The organism is Hoeflea phototrophica DFL-43 (assembly GCF_000154705.2).
Classification (GTDB): Bacteria; Pseudomonadota; Alphaproteobacteria; order Rhizobiales; family Rhizobiaceae; genus Hoeflea; species Hoeflea phototrophica.
Window position 1 is genome coordinate 3,521,841 of sequence record NZ_CM002917.1, and the last position, 21,237, is coordinate 3,543,077.

General features: G+C 60.2%; 17 protein-coding genes. 4 read left to right on the plus strand and 13 right to left on the minus strand.

The genetic code is table 11. From position 1 onward, the window contains the following. The 3 genes from HPDFL43_RS16660 to HPDFL43_RS16670 form a co-directional block, all read right to left on the minus strand. Nucleotides 1-783, minus strand: a complete 783-nt coding sequence (locus tag HPDFL43_RS16660; RefSeq protein ID WP_007198558.1) for an HAD family hydrolase — start codon at nucleotides 781-783, stop codon at nucleotides 1-3. Further along, nucleotides 780-1,907, minus strand: coding sequence for an NAD(P)H-dependent glycerol-3-phosphate dehydrogenase (locus tag HPDFL43_RS16665; protein WP_084594697.1), 1,128 nt, complete (start codon nucleotides 1,905-1,907; stop codon nucleotides 780-782). The genes HPDFL43_RS16660 and HPDFL43_RS16665 overlap by 4 nt, the downstream gene beginning before the upstream one ends. Nucleotides 1,908-2,084: 177 nt before the next feature. Continuing rightward, complete coding sequence (locus HPDFL43_RS16670) at nucleotides 2,085-2,600, minus strand: GNAT family N-acetyltransferase (RefSeq protein ID WP_007198560.1); 516 nt, start codon at nucleotides 2,598-2,600, stop codon at nucleotides 2,085-2,087. 228 nt (nucleotides 2,601-2,828) lie between these two features. On the opposite strand from HPDFL43_RS16670, the gene HPDFL43_RS16675 reads away from it, so the two are divergent. Continuing rightward, the gene (locus HPDFL43_RS16675; RefSeq protein WP_007198561.1) at nucleotides 2,829-3,818 is read left to right on the plus strand and encodes a glutathione S-transferase family protein; all 990 of its coding nucleotides are present in this window, start codon (nucleotides 2,829-2,831) and stop codon (nucleotides 3,816-3,818) included. Nucleotides 3,819-3,840: 22 nt separating this feature from the next. Here the strand turns inward: HPDFL43_RS16675 and HPDFL43_RS16680 are convergent, their stop codons facing one another. Further along, nucleotides 3,841-4,392: an NUDIX domain-containing protein gene (locus HPDFL43_RS16680; RefSeq protein WP_052093223.1), complete on the minus strand. Its 552-nt coding sequence runs from the start codon at nucleotides 4,390-4,392 to the stop codon at nucleotides 3,841-3,843. Here HPDFL43_RS16680 and HPDFL43_RS16685 point away from each other — a divergent pair. Then, the gene (locus HPDFL43_RS16685; RefSeq protein ID WP_040449294.1) at nucleotides 4,375-5,283 is read left to right on the plus strand and encodes a metallophosphoesterase family protein; all 909 of its coding nucleotides are present in this window, start codon (nucleotides 4,375-4,377) and stop codon (nucleotides 5,281-5,283) included. The two genes, HPDFL43_RS16680 and HPDFL43_RS16685, sit on opposite strands and share 18 nt — an antisense overlap. On the opposite strand, the gene HPDFL43_RS16690 is transcribed toward HPDFL43_RS16685, so the two are convergent. The 3 genes from HPDFL43_RS16690 to leuA all read right to left on the minus strand — a co-directional run bounded on the left by HPDFL43_RS16690 (nucleotide 5,276) and on the right by leuA (nucleotide 8,734). Then, on the minus strand, nucleotides 5,276-5,983 hold the full coding sequence (locus HPDFL43_RS16690; RefSeq protein WP_007198564.1) for a hypothetical protein: 708 nt from the start codon (nucleotides 5,981-5,983) through the stop codon (nucleotides 5,276-5,278). The two genes, HPDFL43_RS16685 and HPDFL43_RS16690, sit on opposite strands and share 8 nt — an antisense overlap. Before the next feature lie 135 nt (nucleotides 5,984-6,118). Then, on the minus strand, nucleotides 6,119-6,907 hold the full coding sequence (locus HPDFL43_RS16695; RefSeq protein ID WP_007198565.1) for an alpha/beta fold hydrolase: 789 nt from the start codon (nucleotides 6,905-6,907) through the stop codon (nucleotides 6,119-6,121). A gap of 117 nt (nucleotides 6,908-7,024) precedes the next feature. Next, nucleotides 7,025-8,734: a 2-isopropylmalate synthase gene (leuA, locus tag HPDFL43_RS16700; RefSeq protein WP_007198566.1), complete on the minus strand. Its 1,710-nt coding sequence runs from the start codon at nucleotides 8,732-8,734 to the stop codon at nucleotides 7,025-7,027. Nucleotides 8,735-9,569: 835 nt separating this feature from the next. Between leuA and HPDFL43_RS16705 the strand changes: the two genes are divergently transcribed. Continuing rightward, nucleotides 9,570-9,863 carry a GIY-YIG nuclease family protein gene (locus HPDFL43_RS16705; RefSeq protein WP_007198568.1) on the plus strand — a complete coding sequence of 98 codons (294 nt, stop codon included), beginning with the start codon at nucleotides 9,570-9,572 and terminating at the stop codon, nucleotides 9,861-9,863. Between the two features lie 1,304 nt (nucleotides 9,864-11,167). Continuing rightward, nucleotides 11,168-12,244 carry a ribosome small subunit-dependent GTPase A gene (gene rsgA, locus HPDFL43_RS16710; protein ID WP_007198569.1) on the plus strand — a complete coding sequence of 359 codons (1,077 nt, stop codon included), beginning with the start codon at nucleotides 11,168-11,170 and terminating at the stop codon, nucleotides 12,242-12,244. 77 nt (nucleotides 12,245-12,321) lie between these two features. On the opposite strand, the gene HPDFL43_RS16715 is transcribed toward rsgA, so the two are convergent. From HPDFL43_RS16715 to HPDFL43_RS16740, 6 genes are all read right to left on the minus strand, one after another. After that, a complete protein-coding gene (locus HPDFL43_RS16715) occupies nucleotides 12,322-12,900 on the minus strand; it encodes an ATP-dependent Clp protease proteolytic subunit (RefSeq protein ID WP_007198570.1) in 579 nt (192 codons plus the stop codon). A gap of 182 nt (nucleotides 12,901-13,082) precedes the next feature. Then, the gene (locus tag HPDFL43_RS16720) at nucleotides 13,083-14,582 is read right to left on the minus strand and encodes a DEAD/DEAH box helicase (protein WP_040450413.1); all 1,500 of its coding nucleotides are present in this window, start codon (nucleotides 14,580-14,582) and stop codon (nucleotides 13,083-13,085) included. 304 nt (nucleotides 14,583-14,886) lie between these two features. Then, nucleotides 14,887-15,825: a DMT family transporter gene (locus tag HPDFL43_RS16725; RefSeq protein ID WP_007198572.1), complete on the minus strand. Its 939-nt coding sequence runs from the start codon at nucleotides 15,823-15,825 to the stop codon at nucleotides 14,887-14,889. Nucleotides 15,826-16,039: 214 nt separating this feature from the next. Beyond that, complete coding sequence (locus HPDFL43_RS16730; RefSeq protein WP_156970313.1) at nucleotides 16,040-19,069, minus strand: hypothetical protein; 3,030 nt, start codon at nucleotides 19,067-19,069, stop codon at nucleotides 16,040-16,042. A 39-nt stretch (nucleotides 19,070-19,108) separates the two neighbouring features. Continuing rightward, nucleotides 19,109-19,501 carry an SH3 domain-containing protein gene (locus HPDFL43_RS16735; protein ID WP_007198574.1) on the minus strand — a complete coding sequence of 131 codons (393 nt, stop codon included), beginning with the start codon at nucleotides 19,499-19,501 and terminating at the stop codon, nucleotides 19,109-19,111. 12 nt (nucleotides 19,502-19,513) lie between these two features. Then, nucleotides 19,514-21,223: a vWA domain-containing protein gene (locus tag HPDFL43_RS16740; protein ID WP_156970314.1), complete on the minus strand. Its 1,710-nt coding sequence runs from the start codon at nucleotides 21,221-21,223 to the stop codon at nucleotides 19,514-19,516. Between the last annotated feature and the right edge of the window lie 14 nt (nucleotides 21,224-21,237).

The window sequence follows — 21,237 nt, forward strand, 5'->3', positions numbered from 1 at the left end:
TCAGTATCCTTTCGGGAGGTCATGCATGTCGAAGGCACGAATTGCCTCCAGAATGCCTGCCGCACCATGGGCTTGAGCCATGTGCAGGTGCTCGAGGTGAGCAACGCGCGAGATTAAGTCCGGTTCCGAATTACCGACGGCGACTGCCGGTAAACCGCATTCGAGCATAGAAAGATCATTCAGCGTATCGCCCGCGCACAGAACGCGGTCCTGCTGGATATCGAGATAACTCACCAGCCGCCGCAGTGACGGGCCTTTGCTGACGCCATCGGGCAGCACATCAAAGAACCTGTTGTCGGAGATCAGCGGCTGGAATCCCATGTCCAGAACGATGTCCCAGGCGGACGCGTCGAAACGGTCGCTGTCGATGTCATAGCTGACCCGGTAGCGGAAATCGGTCGGCTGCAAACTCAGGCCCGGATGGCCGTCGAGCCGCGCCCGGATCCTGTCGCCGGCATCACCCCATCGCGCGGAGATCTCCTGCTCCAGGTGCTCGATCGGTTCCACGCCGGTCTCGGGCGAGACCGTGGCGATGGTTGTTCCGACATCACCCACGGCATAGTCCGGCCAGGGCACACCATGGTCGCGGCAGAGTTCGCCGATAAATTTGGGATCCCGCCCAGTGACAAAGATCAGGCCGACAGTGGCGCGATTGTCTTCAATCCAGCCGTAGAGGCGGCTTCGGTCTTCATCGCTGCCCCCCAGGAAGGTGCCGTCCAGATCCGTCGCCAGAACAAGTTTCCGGGTGGTCAGATCAGGTGTCTGGGTCTTCGCAAGCGTCATTGGGTTATCTCCACGGCTGCTGCAACGGGGCGATCTATTGAGATCGAAAGCCCACGGCGCTCGCCTTCGATCGGGCGCGCCCAGAACTCCGCAAATGTTTCCTTCACATCTGCGCCCTGGTGCAGAATCCGGTAGACACATTCGCATATCGGCATTTCGAGTTTCATCCGGCGCGCAAGGTCCATGACGGAAACCGAGTTCACCTCGCCCTCCACCACAACGGCCTTGCCGTCAAAGCAGTGCTCGCGCGGGATGCCCCTTCCGAGCTGAACCCCGAGCGACATGTTGCGCGAGGTCTGCGAAGAGCAGGTCAGTGTCAGGTCGCCGGCCCCGGCCAGGCCCGTCACTGTTTCGCGGCGGCCGCCGAACACATCCGCAAGCGTCTTCATTTCATCCATGCCCCGAACGATCAGCGCCGCGCGGGTGTTCTCGGCATAGCCGGCGCCGGTCATCATTCCGCAGGCAATGGCGATCACGTTCTTGATTGCACCACCCACTTCCACGCCGACGAGATCGTCGGAGATGTAGGGCCTGAAGAAGTCCGACCCGAGCGAAACAGCAAACCGGGCTGCGGGGCTCGAAGCGGTGTCGAGCCGGTCGGCATAGGAGAACTGAAAGGCAATGGTCGCCGCAGTCAGGTGACCACGAGCGGTTTCGGAGGCAAAGGTCGGGCCTGAAAGGGCGCCAATCTGGTGATCGGTCAGGATTTCCGACGCCACCTCACTGAGAAGACATCCCGTTCCGGCCTCGATGCCCTTGGCGCACAATGCGATCGGCACGCCCTTGCCCAGATGCGGGCGCATCTGAAGACAGATGTCGCGCAAGGTGCGCGACGGCGTCACCAGCAGGACGGCCTCTGCGCCATCAAGCGCCTCGGCGATATCGGTTGTTGCCCGGATTCCCTCCGGCAGTGGGATGCCGGGAAGATATTTCGGATTTTCGAGACGTGAATTGATGGCCTCGACCGTTGCCTCGTCACGTCCCCAGATCGACGTTTCGCGGCCGGCGCTGCGCGCCACTGAGGCCAAGGCTGTTCCCCATGAACCCGCGCCAACAACGCAGATTTTACGGAAGGGAAGGGACGGAGAGGACAGGTCTTCGGCTTGTGTGCCTAGATAAGTCATATGGCCCTATGTAGGGTCCTTTTTGCTGCATTGCAACTTTTCAGTCGCCGCAACGCAGCATAACACCAGGGAAACCGGCAGGAATTGCCCAATATCACCCAGTTTCCGCAAGGCAACCACCCCTTGGGATTCAAGGCAAAACTGGCTCCGGCGCCCGGGTTGCCACGTCAGCAAACGTCAAACCTGTGGATGGCGGTTCATGTGCTGGATTTCACCTTCAAGCGCCATCGGGTCGATCTTGCCAAAACAGGCTGCAAGAAGCCGGTGCGCATCAAACGGCCCCGGCATTGTCAACGCGCCAGGCTTTGTCGGCGCAAAACCGAGCGGCGCGTAATAAGGCGGATCCCCGACAAGCAGAACCATCGGACTTCCCGATTTTTCTGCGGCAGCCAAGGCAATCCGGACCAGTTCGCGGCCAATGCCGAGATTCTTGTGCGAGGGGCGAACAGCCAGCGGACCAAGCAGGTACCCCGTTGTGGTCCCGGCAAGGATCGGCGTCATCCGCACCGAGCCAATCGTTTCGCCGCGATCGGTTGCCACAAAGGACAATTGGCGGTCATGCGGCCCCTGTTCGCGAACACGTTCGGACGAGCGGACAAACCGCCCCGGACCAAAGGCTTCTTCGTTGATGTGATTGATGGCCGCGTCATGAGACGCGTCTTCGGTGAGAAAGACAAAATCGTGGCAGGGCATGGAAATGTTTCCAGGTAGAGACAACGGGACGTGACAAGGCGCGCGCAAGGGCGCGGGGTGTTCTCGTTCAGCGTCGTCGCAAGGCCGTAGCAGGCATCCGGAAATCCTTTTCTCATTTGCCTTTAGCAAAGCCGGTCTGCCCCGTCCAATGCAAAACGCACCGTTCACCGTGATTTTCTTCGCATTTCTGCTTTTCCGGCCTATGTCAGAAATCAAAGGAGATTGCTCATGGGAATGCTGGTTGAAGGCGTCTGGAACGACGTATGGTACGACACCAAATCGACAGGCGGCCATTTCAAGCGCTCGGAAGCCGCCTTCCGCAACTGGGTGACCGCTGATGGCGCACCTGGACCATCGGGAACCGGCGGCTTCGCTGCGGAGGCCGGCCGCTATCATCTCTATGTCTCGCTTGCCTGTCCCTGGGCGCACCGGACCCTGATCTTCCGCAAGCTCAAGGGGCTTGAGGACGCCATCTCGGTGTCCATCGTCGATCCCTATATGGGCAAGAACGGCTGGGAGTTTCATGACCGCGACGGCGGCACCAGCGATCATATCGGCGGGGCGGACTTCATGTGGCAGGTCTATGTTGCCGCCAAAAAGGATTACTCGGGCCGGGTCACCGTGCCGGTGCTGTGGGACAAGAAGACCGGCACCGTGGTCTCCAATGAATCCTCGGAAATCATCCGGATGTTCAACTCCGCCTTCAACGCGATCGCCAAGCCGGGCCCGGACTACTATCCCGCTGCACTGCGTGAGGGCATCGATGAGATCAACGAAATCGTCTATCACAAGGTCAACAACGGGGTTTACAAGTCAGGCTTTGCAACCACTCAGGAAGCCTATGAGGAAAGTGTGGGCGCCCTGTTCGACACCCTCGACATGCTCGACGAACGGCTGAGCAAAAACCGCTACCTGATGGGCGGTGATCTGACCGAGGCCGACTGGCGTCTGTTCACCACGCTGGTGCGCTTTGACCCGGTCTATGTCGGGCACTTCAAATGCAACATTCGCCGGATCGCCGACTATCCGTCCCTGTCAGGCTATTTGCGAGAGCTCTACCAGATGCCGGGCATCGCCGGGACCGTGAACATGGACCACATCAAGAACCATTATTACGGCAGCCACGACAGCATCAATCCAACCGGAATCGTCCCTGTTGGACCGGCGCTTGACCTGTCCGCGCCCCATGGCCGGGAGATCCTGGGCAAGGCGGCCTGAACGAACCGCCTGTCCATCCACCCTACCAGATGTCGCGAAACGGCAGCTCTCCAGCAAGTTCGGCGAGCCGGCGTTTCGTGGCCGCAGTGATGCCATCGGGCAAAGCGTCAAGCGCGAAGAACCCTGATTCCAGGATTTCCCTGTCCGGCAATTTCGGCGCGGTTTGCCGGACCGTGCACCGGTAGAAAGCGACATGGTCACGCCGGCTTGTGCGCTGGTTGAAATAGATGGTGACGAGCTCGGGCGCGCCAACCATCTCCAGATTGCCTTCCTCGCGCAACTCCTTTGCCAGGGCGTCGCCGGTGGTTTCACCGCGCTCGACCCCGCCACCGGGCATATGCCAGCCCGGCACATAGGAATGACGCACCAGAAACACCCGGCCCGTGTCGTCAAAGGCGGCGGCACGAACACCCAGCGTCATGCTGCGGGTGAGCAGAAACCAGACATGGATCAGCCGCGTCACCAGCAGTGCGCGCCAGTTGCGCAACTCCGGCGGCGCCACGCTGTCTTCGACAGCCGCTTGCGGGCCGCCCTGCCTGCCGTTATGGCTCACATCATGTTTCGTCTTGCGCATATTTCCGACATTCATTTGGGACCGCTGCCTCGGGTAAGCCCGGCCGAGCTCGCCTCCAAGCGGATCACAGGCTATCTGAACTGGCAGCGCAACCGCCGCAAGCATCTTTTTGGCAACACGCTGGAACAGCTGCTCGACGGAATGCGCGCCGAGGCCCCCGATCATGTCGCGATCACCGGCGACCTGGTCAATCTGGCGACCCGCACGGAGATCGAAGCCGCCCGGCTCTGGCTGGAAACCCATTTCGATCCCGCCAACGCAACATTCGTTCCCGGTAACCACGATGCCTATGTGCCCGGCGCCTTTGCCCGTTCGACGGAAGCCTGGGAGCCCTGGATTGCCTCCGACAACCCGGCAAGTCAGGGCAAGCTGTTTCCCAACTGCCGCCGTCGCGGCCCGGTGGCGCTGATCGGCCTGTCGACCGCAAATGCCACCCTGCCCTTCATGGCGACCGGCGATTTCGGCCACAAGCAGGCCATTGCCGCAGGAAAGCTGCTCGATCAGGCCCACGATGACGGGCTGTTCCGTGTTCTCATGATCCATCATCCGCCAGTCCGGGGCGCCACCCGCTGGCACAAACGGATGCGCGGCACCGGCCACTTCTCGAAAATGCTCAAGCTTCACGGCGCGGAACTGGTGCTGCACGGTCACACCCATCTCGACACGCTGCACTACCTCGCCGGCAGGCATGGTGATGTTCCGGTGGTCGGAATCGCATCCGCCAGCCAGGGACCCGACTCGCATAGGCCGACTGCAGGGTTTAACATGTTCGAGATCGATGGCGACAGGGACACCTGGAAACTCGTGCACAGACGCATGAAGCTGTCCGGTGACGGCGCAGGGCTTTGCCAAACCTCAACCGGTCAGATCAAATCCGCGGCGATCAGCTGATCAGTGCCGAGAGCCGGTCCCAGAACGCCACGACAAGAGCCGCAGCTCCCGCGACACAGCCGAGAATGAACCAGGACGCGCCAAGCGCAAATCCGCTGCTGTTGCGCGCCTGAGGTTCGGGCACCTGCGAAGCCTTGGAAACAGCACTCGCCGCGCTTGCGCCCTGATCCTCGCTCTGAGCTGGTTCATTGGCCGTTGTGGCGCTGCCGGCATCGCCACCGGCCTCATCAGCCGCCTGAGCCGGAGCAGGCTCAATGCTCTTCCCGGCTGACTCCTTGAGGGTTTCGAAATCACCCGCCAGGATCCGCTCACGCTCGATCACCCGCTCGGCGATGTAACGCGCCACCGCATCCGCGGTTGCCGCCATGTCGCTGGTGTCCGAGATCAACTTGCGCCCCAGCCGCGTGTCGCGCACGAAGCGATAGATCCGCCGGTCATGGCCCATATGCACATGCGCCACCGCATCCACCCAAAGCCGCGGCTGCAGCCCGGCCGACACGCCGAAATCAAACCGGTCGTCGGTTGGGTCGATGTCGTTGATCACCGGCTGAAGTTCCTGCGCCAGAAGTTCGAGCCGCGCCCGGTCAGCGTCGCGCATGTCGACCACGACATCGGTGCGGTCGGCCGCGGAAATCTTCACGTCACGCACGATGTCCGCCAGCCGGCGGTCGAACGAAGTCGGTTTTGAAGTGTCGGTCATGGCCTTGGCTTCTGCTGGTTGGAACGGGTTCGATTGGTTAACAATCTCTTAGCACAGCCGGCGCCTGATGGCGACAATCAGGCCAAAACCCTCTTCCCGCATGGTAAAGACCTGTGGATCGCCCGGAAAGCGGCCTCAGGAGGGGGCCGACACCGCCTGGGTCAGCACACCGGCCACGATCTCGGGCGCTTCCTCGGGCAGCATGTGGCCGAGCTCCGGCAACACGGAGAAGGCGAAAGACGCCGGAAGAGCCGCGGGGGACGGGCACGGCAGCACCGCATCCGCCAGCCCCCAGATCACGAACACCGGCATGTCGAGCGCGGCCAGCGCATCAAACGGCAACACGCCCTGCCCGTGTTCGGGCCCGTCCGGGAACATCGCCTCATAGGTCTCGGCAAGTGCCTCGAGCGCGCCGGGCCGGGCACGTTCGCTGACAAATCCGTCAATCACCGCCTGCGGGATGACAAAGCCCGGCGCCGACATTTCGGCAAGGCTGGCGCGGATATCCGCCTCGCTCGCAGCCTTGGCGTAGCGCGCCAGCAGATCCGCATTGATCTCGCGCGCCATGCCGCCCGGAGCCACCAGCGTCAGCGATTTCACCCGCGCACCTGCACGCAGGGCTATCAGCGCCGACACCGCACCACCCATCGAATGCCCGGCAATGTGAAACGCCTCGACACCGGCTTCATCAAGGGCGGCAAGAATGGCCTTGGCCATCCGCCCGGCCCCGCCACGGCCTTCAGAGTTGAGCGACTTGCCATGGCCCGGCAGATCCACCGCGATCACCCGCACACTCCCGGGCAGATGGGGGATAACCCCATCCCAGGCATGGCCCGATCCGCCAAAGCCGTGCAGCAGCACCAGCGGTATCTCCCCGGACATCCCCTCGGGCGCGCCCGATACCGTCATGTGAATCCCGCTCATCGCGCGCTCCTCCCAAGAGCTTGTCGCCAGCCACCCTGTCCCTGCACGTCACTTGTGCATCCCGGCAGATGGAGAGACCGCCGCCCAGGCACCAGCCCGGCGGCGGTCTTCAGGCTGTCAGTTCTTCTCAGCCGCAAGCGTGCGGTTGGCGGCAGACACGATGGCCGCAAGCGAGGCCGCCACAATGTTGGTGTTGATCCCCACACCGAACCGCTTGCCCGACGGCGTTTCCATTTCCATGTAGCAGATCGCCGCCGCATTGGAGCCATGCTGCATCGAGTGCTCGGAATAGTTGGCCACCGTCAGCTCAAATCCGAGGTAGGTTGAAAGCGCATTCACAAACCCGTCGATCGGACCGGTGCCGCGGCCCTCGATACGCCTGGTCTCGCCATTGTCGGTGATTTCGGCGGAGATGACGCGCACACCCTTGGCGTTGGGATCGGTGTGGGTGTGATGATCGACGAATCCGAGCCGCGCGCCGGGCTGGTTGACATAGATCTCCATGAAGCTCTCATGGATCCGCGACGATGGCAGCTCGCGGCCCTCGACATCGGTGATGTTCTGGATTTCCTCGCGGAACTCCACCTGCAGCGCCCGCGGCAGGTTGAGCCCGTAATCCTCCTGCAGGATATAGGCGATGCCGCCCTTGCCCGATTGCGAGTTGATCCGGATGATCGCCTCATAGGTGCGCCCCACATCCTGCGGGTCGATCGGCAGATAAGGCACTTCCCAGTCCGGCTTGTTGGCCTGGCGGATCGCCTTCATGCCCTTGTTGATCGCATCCTGGTGCGAGCCGGAAAACGCGGTATAGACCAGTTCGCCCACATAAGGATGCCGTTCGCCGATCGCCATCTGGTTGGAATATTCATACACCGCCTTCATCCGCTCGATGTCGGTGCAGTCGAGCATCGGGTCCACCCCTTGCGTGAACATGTTGAGCGCCATGGTCACCACATCGACATTGCCGGTGCGCTCGCCATTGCCGAACAGCGTGCCCTCGACCCGGTCGGCGCCCGCCATCAGCCCCAGCTCGGCGGCCGCCACGCCGGTGCCGCGGTCATTGTGCGGATGCAGCGAGATCAGCACGCTGTCGCGCCTGTCGATGTTGCGGCACATCCACTCGATCTGGTCGGCATAGATATTGGGCGTCGACATCTCCACCGTCGAGGGCAGGTTGAGGATCAACTTGTTGTCAGGCGTCGGCTGCATCTCCTCGATCACCGCATTGCAGATCTCCAGCGCCACCTCGAGTTCGGTTCCGGTGAAGCTCTCGGGCGAATATTCGAACCGGTAGCCGCCGCCCGCTTTCGCCGCCATGTCGCTGACCATCTTCGCCGCATCCACCGCGATCTGCTTGATGCCCGCCACATCCTTGCCGAACACCACCCGGCGCTGCAATTCCGATGTCGAATTGTAAAAATGCACGATCGGCCGGTGCGCGCCCTCCAGCGCTTCAAAGGTGCGGGTGATCAGCTCGGGCCGGCACTGCACCAGCACCTGCAGCGACACATCGGAGGGCACATTGCCCTCCTCGATGCACCAGCGCGCAAAATCGAAATCGGTCTGCGAGGCCGAGGGAAACCCGATCTCGATTTCCTTGAATCCCATGTCCAAGAGCAGCTGAAACATCCGCGCCTTGCGGTCATGGCCCATCGGATCAACCAGCGCCTGATTGCCGTCGCGAAGATCCACCGAGCACCAGATCGGCGCTTGAGTAATCTGCCTGGACGGCCAGGTCCGGTCGGCAAGATCGATCAACGGATAGGCGTGGTATTTCTCGGCTGCCTTCGGCATGCCCTTGGGTCCGGATGCGGTATGTGCGGTCATTGTGCTCTCTCGTTCCTGGCCCGGCCGGAGGCCGCGTATCGCGCGGCGTCAACAGGCCTCAGGCCGTCATGTTGCATTGTCGGAAAAATGTAAAGTCTGGAGAGGAGCAGGAGCGCATCAGCGGCGGTTCGACCGCCGGACGCTCCTCAACGGGCCCGGCGATCGCCGCTAAGTGCGAGAAGAAGCAGGCCGCCAAGCCGCGCATGCAAAGCCGTCGCCGCCGCAAAGCGGGCAAAGGACGACTGGAACTTGGGCGCGTTGGTGTTCATGGGTGGCGTGATAGCGCGGGATCGGGGGGATGGCAAGAAAATTTAGAAGAGCAAAGCACTCTCCCGCTTCACCCCGTCATACCGGGCTTGATCCAAACAAGCGAAGCGACGTCGTAGCCCCCGGATCCAGCCACCGCGCGTCCGCGCGGTGAGAGACTTTTCTTGTAACTGGCCCGGATAGTGTCTTCCGGTTCGGGGAATCACGCTCCAATGCGTCCTTCACGACCACAATATATTTCTCGTTCTCCGTCAACGACATCAGATCTTATGGTCGCAGCTGCCGCCAATGACCGCTTTCATCGGCATCCCCTCCAACCGTCACCCCGGACTTGATCCGGGGTCCAGCCACCGGGCGTCTGCCCGGTGAGAGACTCCTTCACTTCATAAACATATCAGTTTTCCGGCTCGCAGACGCTCGCCTGCTGGATGCCGGATCGAGCCCGGCATGACGGAGGAGAGGGAGGTACCGGAAAGTCTGGCATCACCGGGAAAGGCAAGCGCAATCAACCCTTGCGACAAGCCTCAAAACTTTTGCGAGCAGGTACATGTCATGCAATCATGACTGAATGCGGAAAGGCTATGTCTATATCCTTGCCTCCAGGCGCAATGGCACGCTCTACACCGGCGTGACCAGCGACCTGCCGGGCCGCCTCTATGAGCACCAGAACAACCTGACGCCGGGCTTTACCTCGAAATACGGGGTGAAAACGCTGGTCTGGTTCGAGGAGCACGACCTCGTGACGGAAGCAATCGCACGCGAAAAAACCATCAAGAACTGGCCCCGGCAATGGAAGATCGATCTGATTGAGACAATGAATCCGGATTGGAATGACATCGCCCACTTTCTCCACTGTCTTTGAAGAATTTCGTACCGCCCCTCCCCCCTCATCCCGGACTTGATCCGGGATCCAGCCACCGCGCGTCCGCGCGGTGAGAGACTCTTTTCAATATTGGTGAGAATGGGTCTCCCGGCTCGGGGTCCGGCATGACGGTGTGTGAGGGTCCACGGCCCCAATCTCCCCCCCCTGCGGCGGGGTCCGAAGGACGGGCGAGACCCGTGGCTCGCCCTTGGTCACCGTAGGTGACAGAGGGGGGGTGACGCCGCAAGCACCGAAGCCGGATCAATACCCCCCTCTGCCCTGTCGGGCATCTCCCCCGCAAGGGGGAGATCGGACGTAGCGCCCGCAGCACCCCACCTCCCCCTTGAGGGGAGGTCGGAGAGACAAGCGTCAGCGCAGGCGATCCGGGTGGGGGTATTTTGCTGGAGCCAGTGAGCCGCCATCAACATCTGTGCTGTGGCCTTACCCCCACCCCTGACCCCTCCCCTCAAGGGGGAGGGGAAAAGCAATCAGCTTCAATCAAAACAACCCCTTATCCAAAACCCACGCCAATTTCATCCCCACCCTCAGCCGCCATGCCATCATCTTCGTACTCCCGCTGCCGGATGGATCGCGAACGTGTCGGACCAGGCGGGAGGAAGGCCTCTTGGGATCTGGCGTAACGTGCGGCAGGTCGCTTGAGGAGGCGGACACCATCGGAGCTCCGCTGGCGGGCGGTTCTTGCTTGAGGACCGTGCAAAGCCAGCCACCGGGCCGGGTTTCGCATCATGCCGGCCGAAAGGCAGGCTGTGTGATGGAACACCGGTGCGGGCCTGTGGCGGACATGAGGCGTCAATCGTGGCGCGTCAGGGTCCGTGCCGGACTCCGAGAAAACCATTCCCGCGGCCTGTCCAGGCTGCGGCCGGAGCAATCCGGGCGGGGGTGAAATCCCGGGAATGCGAGGATCTGCCTGTCGGATGCGGACATCATCCGGCAATCTTTGGGCCGCGCGCGCGCTGCGCCACCCCGTGCATGTAGCGTTAGCGATAACGCGCATGCACACACCAAAACCATTCCGTAAGGCAAAGCCCGCGTGCGGCCCTCCGGACACTGATCAACCCCGCTGGCGAGAATCTCGCGCGCGGAGGATTTGGCGTGGCCTGGAACCTGCCCGCGTTCCGCCCTCACCCCGCTCATGGCGATGCATGCCGCACTCAACTGGATTCCATTGAGCGATACCGTACATGCACTCTTTCCAAGCGCTGAAGGTGCGCGCCCGCCGCAAGTCTGCTAAGGGATTGTCCGGGCGCCGCACCGGGCGGCTCTCCTGTCGAAAGCCATGATGCATGCCACGCGATTTTTCCAAATTCACGCTGCCCGGCGCAGACGATACGGGCAAAACGCCCGCGCTTTCGCAGCTGCAGGAACTCGGCTGGCAGCCCTTCTTTGCCCGGCAGACCAGCGTCGACGAGCTCGCCACGACCCCGCCGGTGCGGGTGACGGAGGTGCATCGCAGCGGCTTGCGGGTGCTGGGCGACGGGATCGACATGGTGGTGCCGCCGCGCGCCGATGCCACGGTGGGCGACTGGCTGCTGTTGAATTACGAATTGCCGAGCGCCAGCCGGCTGCTCGAGCGCAAGAGCCTGATCAAGCGCCGCGCCGCGGGCCATGATGTCAGCGTGCAGCTGATCGCCGCCAACATCGACACCGCCTTCATCGTCACCTCCTGCAACGCCGATTTCAACGTCGCCCGGCTCGAGCGCTACGTGGCGCTCGCCTTCGAGGCCGAGGTGACGCCGGTGATCCTGCTGACCAAAGCCGATCTGTGCCGCAACACCTTGCCCTATGTCACCGAGGCCCAGGCAATTTCCGATGCGGTCACGGTGCTCACGCTCAACGCCAGGAGCGACGATCCGCTCACCCTGCTCGCCCCCTGGTGCAAGCCCGGCCAGACGGTGGCGTTTCTCGGCTCGTCGGGCGTCGGCAAGTCAACGCTGACCAATGCGCTCTCCGCCCGCGAGGTCGCCGCCACCAACTCGATCCGCGAGGATGATGCCAAGGGCCGCCACACCACCTCGCACCGGCAATTGCACATCATTGCCGGCCGCTGCGCCGTGCTCGACACGCCCGGCGTGCGCGAGCTGCAATTGACCGATGCCGAATCCGGCGTGGCCGAGGTGTTTTCAGATCTCGATGAACTGGCCGGCGACTGCCGCTTCAATGATTGCAGCCATGTCAGCGAACCGGGTTGCGCGGTACTCGCCGCCCTCGACAAGGGCCTGATCGACGAGGCGCGGCTGGCGCGCTGGCGCAAACTGCTGGCCGAAGACCGGCACAACACCGCAACCCTCGCCCAGCGCCGCTCGAAGGACAAGGCGTTTGGCAAGATGGTCAAGCAGGCCAAGAAGCACAAATCCAGATAGGCCAAAAAGCGAGCCCAACAAAAAACCCCGCCGGCTTTCACCTGCGGGGTTTCCATAAGTCAGTTGATTGACTGATTTCAGATTTCGCTCTGATTGGTGATGATCTTGCCCACCAGGCCGTAATCCTTGGCTTCCTCGGCAGAGAGCCAGTAGTCGCGGTCGGTGTCGGCGGCGATCTTTTCGATCTTCTGGCCGGTGGCCTTGGCGAAGATCGCGTTGAGCCGTGCATTCATCTTGATGATCTCGCGGGCCTGGATCTCGATGTCGGAGACCATGCCGCGGGTGCCGCCCGAGGGTTGATGCAGCAGGAAGCGGGTGTTGGGCAGGCAAAGCCGCTGCTCTTTCGGCACCGACACATAGATCAGCGCGCCCGCGGAGGCGACCCAGCCGGTGCCGATGATCCACACCTTGGGCTTGATGAAGCCGATCATGTCATGGATCGAATCGCCCGATTCGACATGGCCGCCGGGCGAGTTGACGAAGATGCGGATATCATCGTCGCTGGCCGCTGCCAGGGCTGCGAGCTGGGCGCAGACCTTGTGCGCCAGTTCCTGGGTGATGCCGCCATAGATGAAGATCGAGCGCGACTTGAAAAGGTTGGCTTCCGCCTCCTTGCCCAGTGGCAGTTCGGTTGTCTTGTCGTCGTCGTCGCTCATGGCCAGTCTCCGTGTGATTCCTGTGCTTCGCAGATAGTACGAACCAGCCCGCGAAACAATGGCAGAGCGCAAAGGAAGGTTAAACAGAACCCCAGACAGCATTCCGGCGCGAACGGCAAACGCACGCGCCGGAGGGCATATCTGGGATCCTGATTTGTCAGACCACTGTCAAACGCGTGGGCTCAGCCGCGCGCAACAGCCTGGTTGCCGCCCTGGCCTGCGCCCTGCCCGCCTTCGCCATTGCGGCGGCGGCGGCGGCGGCGCGGTTTTGCGGCTGCGGGCTGTTCACCATTGCGGTTGGAATTGGCGGCCGGCTGATGCCGGTTGGCGGCAGGCTTGCCTTCACCCTGGGCCTCAGCAGGCGCACGGCCAAGGCCGTTGCCACCGGGCTTGCGGCCCTGGCCGCCGCCGGGCTTGCCGCGGCCCTGGCCATTGCCGGACCGGTTGCGGCCCTGGCCTTGCGGTTTGGCGCCTTGCGGACGCGCCCCCTGGCGCGGACGCTGGGTGCGGTTGAGCGGCGCGAAATCGCCATCGGGATCGGCCAGCGCATCCACATAGGTGCCTTCCGGCGCATTCTCGACCGGAATCGCCACCTTCAGCATCTTTTCAATGTCGCGCAGCAGCGAGCGTTCATCCGGTGCGCAAAACGTCACCGCCGTGCCTTCGGCGCCGGCGCGCGCGGTGCGCCCGATGCGGTGAACATAGACTTCGGGAACATTGGGCAACTCGTAATTGACCACCAGGCTCACACCCGGCACGTCGATGCCGCGCGCGGCGATGTCGGTGGCGATCAGCACCGGCACGGTGCCGGCACGGAAACCCGCAAGCGCGCGCTCGCGCTGGCCCTGGGACTTGTTGCCGTGAATGGCGGCGGCATTGATGCCGTCACCCTCAAGCCGCTTGGCAGCCTTGTCGGCGCCACGCTTGGTGCGGGTGAACACGATCACGCGCTCGCCCTTGCGGTCCCGGATCAGGCTCGCCAGCGCGCCCATCTTGGCGCCGGGCTGCATGTGCATCACCGAATGCTCGACGCGGTCGGCGGTCTTCTTGGCCGGGATCACCGAGACTTCGATCGGATCGGTCAGGTGACGGTCGGAAAGCTGGCGGATTTCCTTGGGCATGGTGGCCGAGAACAACAGCGTCTGCCGCGTCGCAGGCGTCATCGCCAGAATCCGCTTGATCGCCGGCATGAAACCGATGTCGAGCATCTGGTCAGCCTCGTCGAGGACAACCACTTCGATCTCGTTCAAAGAGACGGCGCGCTGTTCGATCAGGTCCATCAGACGGCCCGGCGTGGCGATGAGCACATCAACGCCCGAGGCCAGTGTCTTGATCTGCGGACGGATCGAAACGCCGCCGACAACCACGGCGGACCGCAGGCTGAGCTTGCGGCCGAGATCCTTGACGGTCTTGGCGATCTGCGCCGAGAGTTCGCGGGTGGGCGAAAGGATCAGCACACGCGCCTTTTTCGGGCCGGCGGGCTTGCCGGGCGCCAGGCGGTGCAGGATCGGCAGCGTGAACGCCGCGGTCTTGCCGGTGCCGGTCTGTGCCAGGCCGATCACGTCGCGGCCTTCAAGGACGGGCGGAATCGCCTGCGTCTGGATCGGCGTCGGCGTGGTCAGGTGCAACTGGTCAAGCGTATCGAGAAGGGCCTTGGACAGGCCGAGTTGGGAAAACAACATGATATATCTTTCAATGGGGGCAGGCATCGGGGCGTGCGCTTCAGCGCCGCCAAACGCGGACCATGCCCGATAACAACAATCCCGCCGGTGCGGCAAAGCCGCGATCGGAGGTGTTCGGGTTGGGCGCATCGCCGCTGGCCGACGCGAAAATTTCAAGGTGGATTTTAGGGGAAGTCAGAACACGCTCAGCATCATGGCGGCGTGCAGCGGCCGAAAGGGCCCCTATCCAGTTGCCCTCTTAGGCCTTACAAATGCGGCCATGTCAAGGCCGCGGCTGGATTTACGCTGCATTGCACCAAAAAACTCAGCGGCCTCCGCGGTCATCAATGCCCACCGCGGCAGTGCCGGCAATGCTCCTGACCGGCTTTCCGGGCGTGAGCACAATTGCCGATATCACGATGGCGCAGGCCGCCCATTGCGCAAGGCCCACCGGCTCGGCAAAGGCGAACCAGCCCACCAGAAACATGGTCGGCAGCTCGAAGCTTCCGGCAATCGATGTCCGGGCGGTTCCGATCACCGGCGCGCAGACCGTATAGAGCAATTGCGGCACCAGCGCCGAGCCCAGCGCGATGCCCACGACCAGCCACCAGCCCTCAGCACTGACAGGCCGCAAAGCCTCAATCGGCGTTGCCGCGAGCAGCGGCAACAGCCCCAGCACCGAACCGAGACTGACACAGGAAATCCGCGCCAGCGGCTTGAGCACCACCAGCTTGTGCACCAGCACATTGATGCCGAAGCCGAACCCCAACGGCGCGGCAAGCGACAGCACAAGGGCGGGAAGATGCTCTGCCGCCACCGCCGCGGGCGACGAGGCCAGCGCAGCGGCCACAATGATCATGATGGCTCCGGTCACGGCCCACCTGCCGGGCCGGTCGCCAAACACCAGCCAGGCGATCAGCAGCGTGAACACCGGATAGGTCATGTAGAGAACGCCCACCGTCGAAACAGGCGCCACCTCCACCGCACGCACATAGCCGATCCAGCCAACGCCCATCGAGACACCGGCACACAGCCCCCACAGAAGCGCTTTCCAGTTTGCCCGCGCCTGCCAGACAAACGGCAGCAACACACTTGCAGCAATGGCATACCGGAAAAAGGCAACCGCATGCGGCGCCATGCCCTCCGCCGTCAGCGAGCGCGCGAAATACGGCACCAGCCCAAAGCCGGCCGACGCCAGGATGATCCCGGCGGTCGCAAGCCCGCTCCCCATCACATCCCACCGGTCTGAATCACGCCGTTCCATTGGATTTCGGTATCAGCCACTGGAGGCTGCGGCAATCGGTGTGTTGGGGAACCGGCATAACACCGGCCATAGGGCTGTGCATCGACGGGTGCTGAGCCGACGAATCGACCAAGAGCGGATTTTCCACCAACGGCTGAAGCGGGCGGGAAGTGGACGTTCTGCGTCGACCTCCACTTGTCTTTGATTTGTTCGTGACCATCTGAACCACTACACTTTACTCGTTCAGAGAATCTTGATGCTTCTTGATCTGGTCCAATTCCGCGCCTGTGAATGGAATATGGTCATCCACGCTCACCATGAATTGGCGCCACCTGGCTTCGCCTGGATGTTCGCCCCTTTCCAGTATTTGGTTCATTAGCTCGATCTGTTTTTGAGGGTCGGGAGCGACATAGGGAATGTTTTTCAGGGAATCATCGGAGGTGAGCTCTGCAAGTTTGTCGAGCGTAACGTCATCCAGGCTAATGCCAGCATCCAACCGCCTGGCATGAAGTGGGATCCGCCCACTTTTTGGAGTGGACGTGTCCTTCTGGAAATCAAGACCGCCGCCATCTGTCTTCGTCGGCGTGGCGGGATAGAGATGACGGACACAGTCAGGTATTCCGATATAGCGCTCGGTCCTGAATTCACTGGCCTGCACCGTATAAACCGTTTCCCGCTTAAACATCTCTGAACGATCAAAAACGATTGTGAGCGCGCCTCGCCCGATGAGGCCATCGTAGTGACCGGAAACTAAGGGGCTCATCAGCATGTAAACCGTCTCGCCCAGCGTTTCCTGAACGTATTTTTCCGGCGCATCTCTCATTCCGCAGTTGCGACTGACGCTGGCTTGCGCTGTGCCGGTCAGCACAAAGTGATCGTCATCCCAAATGTCATCGTCAGTAGGCGGCGGGATTATTCTTGCTTTTACGAACGGGCCTTTGTCGAAATCCCAATATCTAATACCACTGGCTCGACGGTTCAGAACCCTGCGTGTGTCATGACTTGAAGTCGGGTCATATTTGAATGTCTTGGCCCATTCGAGCGTGAATTCATCGCCACTGCGTTGCATTGCAAGGACGCCGAATCCTTCGACCCCCCAGTAGCTGCAATCGGCCAGCGTTTCGCGCTGAACGATGCCCGCCACGATAGTGTTTTCATCACTTGGTTTGTTGGCGACCTCCGGTAGGGCACAGACATAGTTTGTGCTGTTGTTTTGCAGTGTGATGACGTGGTTTTGGTCTGCTCCCGCTTCATACCCCTCCCAATGATCTTTTAGAAGCGAGGCAAGACGGGGCGGTGTCGCGGGGTTGCTGTCAAGTAAAAACCAGGGGCGTTCCTGCTTATCATATCCAATATCAAGGGTGACATTTTCAATATCTTCGTCGAGCGTTGCAGTCACTTTCCAGCGTCGGTTGCTTGCATCGCTCTTTTTTAAGTCTGTGAACGAAAGCCCGCTCGCCTGAACCTGCGGAGCTGCGATCGTGGGTTTCGAAAACGTCAGTTCTAGCTCAATCGTATCGCCTTTTGCCGCCCCGGCAGCCTTGCCTTGCACGTCAAGTTTCAGGGGTTGCGGACCGTTTTTTGCGATGACCCGCGCTGCATCGACCAACTCTTTCTGCGCTTTGGAAACTGCATCCAGCCTCAACCAAATGCGCTTGGCCTCCAAAAAGGTTACATGCAGCGTTTGCGCGGCCAAATGAGCTTCAAAATAGGCTTCCGCGCGCGCTTTATTCACCGCCTGGGCGCGAGCAGTAACCGCTGCTTTAATACCCGTTGTGGCAAAATCAATACCAGCGCCGCGCACAATACTACTGGTGCTTTCCGCCGCTTTGGACGACACTTTGCCGAGGTAGCTCGTTGCTATCGCGACACCCGCTTCAAGACCTTTTGTCGCGAGCATTTCCGACATGTCTCCGGCAATGAGCAGAGCTGCATCAGATCGCAAGCCCGTTTTTTGATTGACTGTTATGGTTGTCCCCAAATCGTAGATATTGTCAGCTTGCGTGAGTGTTTCCACGGCCTCCAAATTGATAATCTTTGCAACAGTTGCCCCCACTGTCTCCACGATAGATTTTTCGTCTATCAGTGGCATTTCGGCAAATGATCTTCGAACCTTGCCGATACCGTCGACAAAGGTACTGGTTTCAGCTGCGAACTTGGTGATCGCAGCTATGCCACCGGTCGCCAGCGCGCCTGCAATGGTACCGCCCATTTCCACTGCCGTATTGATATAGATCGTACGGATGTTTTCCTCGGCGATGAGATTGAGCATCTGCGTCGCCGTATCGGATTCCTGCTTGATAGCTTGAGCCAATTCGCGCACCTTGCTGCGCCAGACACGGGTCGAATTCTCAAGAATGGCCAGGTTTTCTTCTTCTTTCATCAGGATCGCCGCCGCTGCCGCCTGTTCCGCTTCACTAGAAGCTTCAGCTTCTCCTTCGGGAACCCATCTGGCGCTGTAAAACTCCTCGCCTTTGAAGCTGGCAGTGACACTTTCAAGGTGCTCCGGGGCAGTTTCCAACATTTTTTCCAAAAACGTTGTTGCCCTCTCATGCGCAAGGGCACGCAGTTTCGACAACTTCTCCTCAGCCTCAAACCCGATGCGGCTCGCAAGCCTGAGCCGCTCTTCGATACTCATTCGCTCGGAAGCGTCAGGGATTTGGCTTCTCAGTTCATCAAGTTCTATTTCGCGCTGGGCATCCCGGCGTTTGAGTGCTGTTTCAACATTCGTCAATTCCTGCCGAAGCGTCGCCCGCCTATCCTCAATCTCGGTCAACTCGCCGCCAAATCTGGTGCGCATTTCCTCCAGTTGACTGGCCGTAGCGTCGCCATTGTCGAGAATTCTGTTCAGCGCAGCGAGGATGGTGTCTTGCCGCTGATTGAGTTCGGCGCGTTCCGCTGCAACACGTTTTGTTGCTATTGCGAGCAGGTTTTCGTCATGGGCGATTTCATCCTGCATCGCTTCTCGGCGGATATTGTAGGCAGATGTTCCTTCATCGATTTTCCGGTTAAGTTCAGAAAGCTCTTCCCGAATGGAAGCAACCGTATCCAGCGCGTTTTGGGGCGTGTCGCCTATGGCGTTTTCGGCACGACGCACCTTCAAAAACTCGAACTCCGCAGTTGCAAGTTCACCTGCGGGCTCCAGACCTTCGATCTCCCATGTATCAGCGTTGGCAAGGGGTGTGCTGCTCAGCAAGAATGTGAGGCATAAAACGCGACCAACTGAACGGGCATTGAAATTCCTTGGCCTTGAAATCTTGGACATCTGCAGCGCTCCGCTCGTTCTATTCGAGAAAATAAACCGTTAGCCCGCGATAACCGCGATCCATTTTTGGTGCACCCAGCCCTTTTTGCCTGGATATGGGACAATGCGGTCCTTTTTTATGGGGCTACAGCTCACTTCATTTGCACCATACAAAATGCCAATCCAATCGCCGCGCTGTTCAAACAGCCAGACCCGGTCTCCATTGTGAATTTCATCAAGCTTGGCGAAATCACTGCCGGGCCCCGATCGCACTGCAAGGAATCCATCGCCATCGGATTTGAGGCCGAAAACCTCTCCCAAGGCGCAGGTATCCAGATCATCAGACGCGTATTCCATCACTGGCACATCAAGCGACTGGGCATTTGCCGGCTGCACCACGAAAGCGCATCCAAACGCGACAGCCATGATCGTTGACCTTGAGCTCATGATCATTGAAGAAGATCCTTATGGAATACTGACGTTCAACTTGGTTGTTTCACCTGCAACCACCTCAAAGACATCACTGAGTTGATACTCACCGCGGTTGTAAATTCCCAATCGGTGCTGGCCTGCTGGAAGAACTGCTTTGCCTATCCTATTAACGGAAAAACTTAGCTCGGCACCATCCGGCGCATCGGCCGTTACTCTCAGCAGATCCACACCAAAATACTTGTAAGCGTTCTCGGCACTGACGATTTTATAATCGACCAGCCCCACATTCAGATTGATAACGGGTTCCGCGATTGCATTGGACTCGACGTTCACAGGGTCAACCCGCGCCGTATATACCGATGAAACCGAGTAGAATGTCCTAAGAAAGTAGGCTCCAGGTTTGAGGGCAATCTTGGCACCAAGAAGACCAAATGCAAGGTTGTCGCCACCACCTGCGTTCGCGGCATCCCGGTTCGAATAGACCTCAAAGGCCATACTTGGCACTGTCGGACCGCCAGGCATCATCACGGCACTTGGTTTTAAGTACCCAAACCGCATATCGAAGGTATGCTTGATGGTCTCGCCGGCAACAATCTCCAATTCGACCGTTTCCGTAATCGACTGGTGTTTTGCAACCACCTTATAATTACCAGCAGGCAGCCACGTCACTCCGCCGCCCTCAACAGCAATGTTGATTCTCTTGCTTGAGACAGCTCCATCGACAATTGGGAAGAACTCGTAGAACATGGAATCCGCGGCAAGAGTCTTGTCATCACCAGCATAAGCAGAGAGAATTACACCGCCGCCATCAAGATTGACTTCTCCGATCTGCTGACCGTTCTGGCCAACCACAATCTCCGCATTTCTCGCCAATGCACTGGAGAAATAGCGGGCTGTGACCGGATAAGAGCCAGGTTCAAACACCGGGTCGTTCGGATACAGAACACCCAAGCCCTTATAAAAATCCGCACCACCGCGTTTTACATCCCAGCTTACATCTAGATTTGGCAACCGATCGCAAGTCTCGCATAGCTTTGCATAAAGAAAGAATGAAGGCTCGGGCTCCGCAGGCGGCGTAGGATCTGGAGCCGGAGTGGCGGCAACTGTCTGACGAAGCGCATCCTTGAGTTCCTCGGCGTTGTTGGCTCGGAAAAATTTCCCGCCGGTCTCGGTGGCGATGCATTGCAGGCTTTTGAACTCCTCTTCAGTCACATCAAAACCAATGACGTGAACATCAAATCCGGGATTGATGATCCCAAGTGATTTGGCCTGGGCGCATGGATCTGCATTGCAGGTTTCCAACCCGTCACTGACAAGCACCACGGATGATTTGCCGGAAAAAAAGCCAACGCTTAAGGCCGCCAGCGACAGCGTCTTGCTGATTGGAGTTTTTCCGCGGGGGGTGATAGACTGGACTTTGTCGATGAGAGCCTGCCGGTCGACCTTTCCAGGCATGGCAACAACCTCGATATCTGCACAATCGCCCTTGCGGCGATGCCCATAAACCGTCAAGCCAAGATCCACACTGTCATCCCAATTTGTGATGAGATCAGTCATCACCTCTTTGGCAATGGTGATCTTGGCCTCACCATCGACCTGCCCCCACATGCTGTTGGAGCCATCAAGCACGATCATCACCTTGCCGACTTCGGCAGATGCGACAGCGTTTTCTTGAGCATGCATTGTGGAAGTGACAGAGCAAACCAGAGCGAGAGTTGCCAAAAAGCGAATAAGAAAGTTCATATTGCACCCATGGT

Coding starts and splice junctions, on each gene's coding strand:
- HPDFL43_RS16660 (WP_007198558.1), bottom strand. CDS start 783: ATGACGCTTGCGAAGACCCAGACACCTGATCTGACCACCCGGAAACTT.
- HPDFL43_RS16665 (WP_084594697.1), bottom strand. CDS start 1,907: ATGACTTATCTAGGCACACAAGCCGAAGACCTGTCCTCTCCGTCCCTT.
- HPDFL43_RS16670 (WP_007198560.1), bottom strand. CDS start 2,600: ATGCCCTGCCACGATTTTGTCTTTCTCACCGAAGACGCGTCTCATGAC.
- HPDFL43_RS16675 (WP_007198561.1), top strand. CDS start 2,829: ATGGGAATGCTGGTTGAAGGCGTCTGGAACGACGTATGGTACGACACC.
- HPDFL43_RS16685 (WP_040449294.1), top strand. CDS start 4,375: ATGTTTCGTCTTGCGCATATTTCCGACATTCATTTGGGACCGCTGCCT.
- HPDFL43_RS16680 (WP_052093223.1), bottom strand. CDS start 4,392: ATGCGCAAGACGAAACATGATGTGAGCCATAACGGCAGGCAGGGCGGC.
- HPDFL43_RS16690 (WP_007198564.1), bottom strand. CDS start 5,983: ATGACCGACACTTCAAAACCGACTTCGTTCGACCGCCGGCTGGCGGAC.
- HPDFL43_RS16695 (WP_007198565.1), bottom strand. CDS start 6,907: ATGAGCGGGATTCACATGACGGTATCGGGCGCGCCCGAGGGGATGTCC.
- leuA (WP_007198566.1), bottom strand. CDS start 8,734: ATGACCGCACATACCGCATCCGGACCCAAGGGCATGCCGAAGGCAGCC.
- HPDFL43_RS16705 (WP_007198568.1), top strand. CDS start 9,570: ATGCGGAAAGGCTATGTCTATATCCTTGCCTCCAGGCGCAATGGCACG.
- rsgA (WP_007198569.1), top strand. CDS start 11,168: ATGCCACGCGATTTTTCCAAATTCACGCTGCCCGGCGCAGACGATACG.
- HPDFL43_RS16715 (WP_007198570.1), bottom strand. CDS start 12,900: ATGAGCGACGACGACGACAAGACAACCGAACTGCCACTGGGCAAGGAG.
- HPDFL43_RS16720 (WP_040450413.1), bottom strand. CDS start 14,582: ATGTTGTTTTCCCAACTCGGCCTGTCCAAGGCCCTTCTCGATACGCTT.
- HPDFL43_RS16725 (WP_007198572.1), bottom strand. CDS start 15,825: ATGGAACGGCGTGATTCAGACCGGTGGGATGTGATGGGGAGCGGGCTT.
- HPDFL43_RS16730 (WP_156970313.1), bottom strand. CDS start 19,069: ATGTCCAAGATTTCAAGGCCAAGGAATTTCAATGCCCGTTCAGTTGGT.
- HPDFL43_RS16735 (WP_007198574.1), bottom strand. CDS start 19,501: ATGATCATGAGCTCAAGGTCAACGATCATGGCTGTCGCGTTTGGATGC.
- HPDFL43_RS16740 (WP_156970314.1), bottom strand. CDS start 21,223: ATGAACTTTCTTATTCGCTTTTTGGCAACTCTCGCTCTGGTTTGCTCT.